A 5244-nucleotide genomic window follows, 5' to 3' on the forward strand; every position below is an offset into this window, starting at 1 on the left:
GCTGTTCAAGGACCCACTGACCTGGCACGCCACCTTCGGCATGCTGCTCATCATCGGCGCCGGCCTTGCGGCGACGCTGCTGCGCAGCAAGGTCGCCCCGCCGCCAAAAGACAGCCAGTTCAACCCCGCTGAGTCATGAAGGGACTGGCTCACCCCCTACGCGCTTCGCGCGCCCCCTCGAGGGGGCACTGCCAGCGGCCCAGCAAAGCCGGTTCCGCGRCAGTCACTGGGTAAGTCACCACACAGGAAGCTTCGACATGTCGTTCACGACCTTGATTTCCACCACCGAACTCCGTGCGCTCTCGAACCCGCTGATCCTCGAAGGCAGCTTCGACCTCGCCGACACCGACGCCGGCGAGCGCGCCTACGCCGCCGGCCACATCCCTGGCGCCTTCTACCTGCACCTGGACCGTGACCTCTGCGGCCCAAAGACCGGCGCGGACGGCGCCTTCCGCGGCCGCCACCCGCTGCCCGAGCGCGAGGCCTTCGCCGCGCTGATACGCCGCCTGGGCATGAGCGCCGGCCGCCAGGTCGTCGCCTATGACCGCCAGGGCGGCCCCTACGCCGCCCACATCTGGTGGATGCTGCGCTGGCTGGGCCATGCCGAGGTGGCCGTGCTGGACGGCGCCTGGGACGGCGAAATGACGGCGGATGTCCCAACTGCCACGCCGACCGACTGGCAACCCGGCCAGCCGCTGGTCGGCCAGATCGACGCAGCGACGCTGCTCAAGAAGCTCGGCAACGTCCGCCTCATCGACGCCCGCGCCGCCGAGCGCTTCCGTGGCGAGGTCGAGCCGCTGGACAAGGCCGCCGGCCACATCCCCGGCGCCAGCAACCGCTTCTTCAAGGACAACCTCGGCGCCGACGGCCGCTTCAAGCCTGCGGCCCAACTGCGAGCCGAGTTCCAGCCTTTGCTGGCACCGCACAGTGCCGGCGCGGTGGTCCAGCAATGCGGCTCCGGAGTCACCGCCTGTCACAACCTGTTGGCCATGGCCCACGCCGGCCTGGGCGACAGCCTGCTCTACCCCGGTTCCTGGAGCGAATGGTCGTCAGACCCGGCCCGCCCTATCGCTAAAGGTTAGGCCGAGGGTTGAGCAAAGGCTTGATCTCCGACAAGCATTCCGGCGCCTGATCGGCCACACTGTGGTTCTTCGCAACGACTGGAGGACCGAATGTTCAAGCGCATCCTCGTCCCCACTGACGGCTCCGACATCACCGCCCACGCGGTGGACACCGCCATCCAGCTCGCCAAGATTCACGGCGCCCAGCTGTTGACGCTCAGCGTCATGGAGCCCTTCCCCTACAGCGCCGTCTCCGAGATCCAGCCCGTGCCGCCGCAGGAGTTCATCGACGCGCAACTGCGTGTCGCCACCCAGCGCGTCGAGGCCGTCAGCGCGGCCGCAGCGGCACAGGGCCTGTCCTGCCGCGGGCACACCACCGAGGCCCTGCACGCCTGGGAGGCCATCGTCGACCACGCCAAGGCCGAGAACGTCGACCTCATCGTCATGGCATCGCACGGCCGCAAGGGCTTTGCGGCCCTGCTGCTGGGCAGCGAGGCGCAGAAGGTGTTGTCGCATATCGAAACGCCGGTGCTGATCGTCAAATAGGCATCAAGCGAGCGTCGAACGCCACTGAGGCTCCGCTGTCAGGCGAGGCCTACGCGGGCATGCGGCGGCGCGCACGCAGCCGCACCCAGTCTCGTGGACTAAATTCACCCCATGCTGCTCGTCTGCCCCCAGTGTGGAACCCGCAACCGCGTGCCCGACGAACGCCTCGCCGACGATCCCACCTGCGGTCGTTGCGGCGGGCCCGTTGCGCCGCGCAAGCCGGTGGCCCTGGGCGATGCGGACCTCGGCCCCTACCTCCAGGGCACCGAGGCGCCGGTGCTTGTGGACTTCTGGGCCGCTTGGTGCGGACCCTGCCGCTCCTATGCCCCGCACTTCGAGCAACTCGCCGCCACCCGGCCGGACATCCGCTTCGTCAAGGTGGACAGCGATGCAGCGCAGCGCGCCAGCGCCAGCCTGCAGATCCGCAGCATCCCGACGACCGTGTTGTTCGTCGGTGGCCGCGAGGTGGCGCGGCAGAGCGGTGCGATGACGGCTGCGCAACTGGACGCTTGGGTGGACAACGCCCTGCCCTGACGTCACAGCGCTCGGCTGAGCCCTGGGATCTGCGGATTTTCTCCATTGCCTTGGTACGGGTGGCGTTCTGCAGGTCTAACTTTTGTAGCAGGGCTGCGCCAGGCTTTCGCCAACGGCATTACAGGACTAGAGACTCGCCCCCTTTGGGTCCGAGCCTCCAGCGGCCGCCTCGGTTACGTTCTCGGCAACGATTCGAAGCACCGGTCTATCGGCCCAAGCATCAATAAAGTTGAACACTGCAAAGGTGGCTGCGCCATCCTCGTCTGCCGCCTCGCAACATTCTTCAAGATACGCGCCATCCATTTCTACTGTGCCGTGGCTTAGCGCCCTGTGGTGAGGGCTCAACGCGAAGCAACTGATCGAACCATGGAAGATGAGCCTGTGTCGACAGTCCTGCCAGTCCACGTATCGCACTTCCACAGAGCTGACGTCCAAACGCACGTCCTCAATGCTCGCGTCATCCAGACGAAGCGTCGCGAAATTGATGGGGTCTGTTTTCATGGGTGATATCCGGGAAATGCTTCTTCTGCCAAGAAGCCGGTACCTGAACCGAGCGTGTAGCCATCTGGTAGCGCCTTTACGACCAAGCCTTGGGTCTTCGCTTGATTCCAAGACAGGCCAGGCGGCTTAATCTCGACATGGTAGTGCTCGCCGTGATGGCGCGGATGGAAAGCCGGGTCTCCTGGCTGGAGGCCTTCGGGATGACTTTCGAATCGAATTCTCGTCTGCGAGTTTGGCTCCCAGACAATTCGAGTGGTCCCATCGGGTGTGAGACTAATCTTCTTCGGCGGCACTCCCAGAATCGAGGTCATCTCGTGGGGTTTAGAAGGGAATCTGCCGAACTTGATACCAACAGCACCTGCTTGGCTGAGGCGCCCCATCCCAGCACCACGCACGTCTGTGATGGTGAAGCCGTAGTCACCAATCCCGACGCCACGCGCAGCAGCAAAGTTCAGCCCAAGTCCCAATCCACTGCTCGTGGCCTGGCGCAGGTCGCCGTTCATGAGCGCCGTGGTTGTGTCTCTGGCCCCGGTGTACGAGTGATAGACCATGCCCAGCGGCGAGACGTTGAAGACGTTCGCCCCGGTGGACTTCAAGCCGTCCCACGTGCCTGCGTTAGGTGCGCTGAAGCTGCTCAACGAGGTCAGCGGCTGGAAGTCGCCAGTGACCGAGCCGTGCAGGAATTTCAGGCCAGCCTGAACCGTGTCTGCCAACGGCAGGACGGTCATGTCGGCCAGGCCAAACAGCCCTGCGGTCGCAAGGTCGCCAACGCCCGAGGCGATATCAAACACCTCTTGAGGCAGGCGGACCACGACAGGAGCGTCAGCGCTTAGATACCTTGTCGTGTCCTGCTCCATCAAGATTTCGGCGCGGTCGAGGACCAGGCGGTCGCCGCCTGCGCCAGCGCTGCCGCCAGACGCCGTGGCGGCTCTCGCAGCCGAACTCGTGCTCGACTGCAGCGCCTTCAACTCTCTGATGTTTCGCTCCAGCTGCAGCACTCGCAGCTGTGCGGCGTCCTTGCTGGCATCGGCCACCCGCACACCGGAATCGCCAGCCACGCTGTCGAAGAACCTCTGCGACGCGCCGAAGTCATAGCCGCCAATCATCCGAGACGAATCACTGGCGGCAGCCGCAGCTTCATAGCGATTCAGCCTGACCGTTTCCGCGTCGGATTGGTCTGGCGCCTTGCTCCAGTCCACGCCGCCGGAGCTTGCGAGGCTTTCACCGATAGCGTTGCCAAATGCTCCTTGTGCGACGGCGCCCCACCCCAGCGCTTCGACGCTGAGACTTCCCACGCTCACACCACCCAATCCGGCCAACTGCTGCCCCGGCGGTGCCAGGAAGCTGTAGCTGCTCTTCAACACTTCAGTCGCTGGCGAAGTGAAGCGAGCTGGATCCGAGGCTCGCTCGGCTTCGTTGAGCAAGCTGCGGTTCCTCGCCGCGCGAGCATTTTCAGCAGCCGTTTTTGCTGCATCCAGGCGAGCGTCGATTCCCTTCATCGCATAGAAGAAGTTCAAGTTGGACGAAGCCGTTGACGCCGCCTGCTCGGTCATCTGCATGAGCCAGTTGCTGGTAGCTATGTTGTTCATCGCGATGCCGATGGAGCGCTGGATCGCCTGTCTCAAGCTCTCGAACCCCGCCATATTGGCCTCGGACCAGTTCGGGTCCACCGCCCCGATGGCTTCGCCGGCGCTGTAGGGCCGCCAGGTCTGGCTGTTGTTGTGGATGTTGGTGACCTTGTTGGGGATGACCAGCACCCGGCCCGCCTGTTGCGCGCCGTCGCCCAGCAGGCCGTTGGCCTCGGCGATGAGGTACCACAGGCTGGAGTCGCCCCACAACGCCTGCGCGATGGCACGCAGCGTCTCACCGTTCTGGCGCACGGTGTAGCTGCCGGCGGCACTGCCGGGGTAGCTGTCGTTGATGGGCTCGTAGTTCTGGTCGAAGTCGGCGCTAGTGACGGGGCTGGGGCGCTTGTAGCGCTCGCGGCGCTGGTCGGCGGTTTCGGGGATGCCCTTGCGGTGCAGTTGCTCGGCGTAGCTCACGCGCAGCTTGTCTTCGGGCGTGTTGCCCACATCGCCGATGCGGCGGCCATCGGCGTAGTAGAAGTAGTGCGCCATCGAGCCGCTGGTGCGCTGCAGCACCTGGCCGTTGGCGTTGGTGCGGTAGCTCTGGGTCTGGCCAGTGCCGGCGTCGGTGTTGCTCTTGAGGTGGCCGTTGATGTCGTACTTGAGGGTGCTGGCCGTGTTTTGGTTGGCCGTGTACTTGGTGATGACGGACTGCTTGGTGTCGTCCCAGTAGTCGTACTTGTAGGTGGTGGTGGTCGCAAAGGCATTGGCGCCGGTGGCCGCAGGCTGCTGGAAGACGCTGGCCAGCGCCCCGGAGCCCGTTTGGCTGGTCGCGCTGTCGGTCTTGTCCTTGTAGTAGCTGTAGGTGACGGTGTAGTTCTTGCTCGTGTCGCTGAGGTTGCGGATGTCGCCCACGAAGCTCTGGGTGAGCAGCCGGTTGTCGTTGTCGTAGGTGCTTTGGGTGGACTGATGGTTGAAGAGGTCGGTGAGCAGCGTGGTACGGCCCACGTCATCGACCTTGCGCGTAGCCACCAGGC

The 5244-nt window shown here is 64.7% G+C and carries 5 protein-coding genes; 3 read left to right on the forward strand and 2 right to left on the reverse strand.

Features of this window, described 5'->3' with window-relative positions:
• Positions 1 to 257: 257 nt before the first annotated feature.
• From AC1DU6_RS19325 to trxC, 3 genes are all read left to right on the forward strand, one after another.
• Positions 258 to 1082 (forward strand): sulfurtransferase, encoded by an 825-nt coding sequence (locus tag AC1DU6_RS19325; RefSeq protein ID WP_477858963.1) that lies wholly within the window; start codon positions 258 to 260, stop codon positions 1080 to 1082.
• 90 nt (positions 1083 to 1172) lie between these two features.
• Positions 1173 to 1607, forward strand: a complete 435-nt coding sequence (locus tag AC1DU6_RS19330) for a universal stress protein (RefSeq protein WP_056198567.1) — start codon at positions 1173 to 1175, stop codon at positions 1605 to 1607.
• A 111-nt stretch (positions 1608 to 1718) separates the two neighbouring features.
• Complete coding sequence (gene trxC / locus AC1DU6_RS19335) at positions 1719 to 2141, forward strand: thioredoxin TrxC (protein ID WP_477858965.1); 423 nt, start codon at positions 1719 to 1721, stop codon at positions 2139 to 2141.
• Between the two features lie 126 nt (positions 2142 to 2267).
• Here trxC and AC1DU6_RS19340 read toward each other — a convergent pair whose 3' ends face one another.
• Together AC1DU6_RS19340 and AC1DU6_RS19345 are read right to left on the reverse strand one after the other, a co-directional pair.
• Positions 2268 to 2642, reverse strand: coding sequence for a hypothetical protein (locus AC1DU6_RS19340; protein ID WP_457390234.1), 375 nt, complete (start codon positions 2640 to 2642; stop codon positions 2268 to 2270).
• Positions 2639 to 5244: LysM peptidoglycan-binding domain-containing protein (locus AC1DU6_RS19345; protein WP_477858968.1), on the reverse strand; the 2606-nt coding region annotated here is incomplete at its 5' end. The genes AC1DU6_RS19345 and AC1DU6_RS19340, both read right to left, overlap by 4 nt.

The organism is Roseateles sp. P5_B10 (assembly GCF_056400485.1).